The 1,589-nt window shown below is 70.3% G+C and carries 3 protein-coding genes; 2 read left to right on the top strand and 1 reads right to left on the bottom strand.

What is annotated here, in order from left to right; all coding sequences use genetic code 11:
- On the top strand, positions 1 to 619 hold a 619-nt coding region (locus MFF42_RS26130), incomplete at its 5' end, for a metallophosphoesterase family protein (protein WP_238258862.1).
- A gap of 2 nt (positions 620 to 621) precedes the next feature.
- On the top strand, positions 622 to 987 hold the full coding sequence (locus MFF42_RS26125; RefSeq protein ID WP_017483159.1) for a hypothetical protein: 366 nt from the start codon (positions 622 to 624) through the stop codon (positions 985 to 987).
- Positions 988 to 1,045: 58 nt separating this feature from the next.
- Here MFF42_RS26125 and MFF42_RS26120 read toward each other — a convergent pair.
- Positions 1,046 to 1,589, bottom strand: a 544-nt coding sequence (locus tag MFF42_RS26120) for a hypothetical protein (RefSeq protein ID WP_238258861.1), incomplete at its 5' end; no start/stop codon positions are given.

The following is a 1,589-nucleotide window of genomic DNA, read 5'->3' as shown; positions in this document are numbered from 1 at the left end:
CCAGCGCGAGGTCGCCGAGGCGCGCGAACTGGCGGCCGCCGCCGGGATCCACCTGCTCGTCGAGGGCGAGACGGTCGTGCTCGCTGGGGTCCGGTTCGTCGGCGCGACCCTCTGGACGGATTGGGACCTGCGACCCGAGGAGCGGGCCCGCGCAACGTCTGAGGGGGCGGTTCGGGCAGGCGGGATGCGCGACGTCCGGCGGATCAAGTGGCGGCGCGGGCCGCGGGACTACAGCGCGTTCCTGCCGCGCGTCTCCGGGAGCCTGCATCGCGAGCAGCGCCGCCGCATCGAGACCGCGCTGGCGGAGCCGTACGCGGGTCCGACCGTCGTCGTCACGCACCACGCCCCGCACGAGCGGAGCCTGCGCGGCGGCGGCTGGCGGACGCCTCTCGACGCGGCCTACGCCTCCGACCTGAGCGCCATCCTGGAGGGATCGCACGCGCCGGCGCTCTGGATCCACGGCCACATCCACGAGTGCCGTGACTACGTCGTCGGCGGCACGCGGATCGTCGCGAACCCCCGCGGCTACGTCACCGAGAGCGCGGGATCCCGCCACCGGGCGCCCTCGCAGGAGATCGAGAACCCGGGCTGGGATCCGGCCCTCGTGGTGGAGATCTGAGCATGCGCGCCATCAGTCTCGTGGTCGCCCTCGTGGCGGCCGCTCCGGCAAGCGCCGGCGTCATGGATCAGGCCCTGTGGTCCGCTGGGACGGTCGAGCGCCGCGGCCCCCTCAACGTGACGACGGGGCTGGATTTTAAGCGAGCGGCGCCGGGCGAGTGGCGCGTGCGGGTACGGTGCGAGATCCGTGACACCCGGACGGGGCGGTGGTCGGCGCGCACGGCGCGAGGCGTCGCGGTGCTGTCCATGGGGATGGTGATGGTCGACGTCGGGCGCCTCGGCCGTCTGGTTCTGTTCCCGAACGGCGAGCTCGCCGCCAACACGAAGGCATGCGCCTCGGGGACCGCCGACCTCGGGACGGGCGACTAAGCGATCGTTTCGTTTCCGGGGGCGGGACGGCAGAACTAAGCGCTCGCTTAGTCCGACCTCATCCCCACTTGTGCTCGCTCAGGCCGCGCCCGGTCAGGAACATCAAGAAATCTTTCCCCAACGGTGTAAGCGCGGCCCGAGTATCATCGTCGACGGGCTGGCGTTCAACGGCCACAAGCCCACGCGTGAGCAAGTAATCGCCCCACGCCTCGAAGGTCTCAGGCTTGAATATATCAGGATTGTTGCGCACGGCGGTGAGGGCATAGATCTCTTTGGCCTGCGCGACTGTTATGGGCCCTCGGACGTTCAACTCTTTCAAGGCCGTTATCTGACTCCCGAATATTAACCTATAAGTCTGCTCGTGATCGCGCTCGACCTGCGCCGCCACCGCGATCCGGACGGCCCATGCCATCTGAACGTCCACACCGCCGGGCACGACGGTCTCGATGCGGTGGCGCAACTCGGCCTCCAGCGGTCCGTAGACGGGGCTGGGGGGCGGGAGCTCCGGGAGTCTCTCGCCGGGCTCCGGTGATGGAACGGGCAGCTTCTCGGCCTCGGGGGCGTGCCGCTGCGCCTCGATCTGGGCGGCCGCCTCGCCGCCG

The organism is Methylorubrum podarium, from assembly GCF_022179745.1.
GTDB classification, from domain to species: domain Bacteria; phylum Pseudomonadota; class Alphaproteobacteria; order Rhizobiales; family Beijerinckiaceae; genus Methylobacterium; species Methylobacterium podarium.
This window is presented reverse-complemented; position numbering and strand designations above follow the sequence as displayed.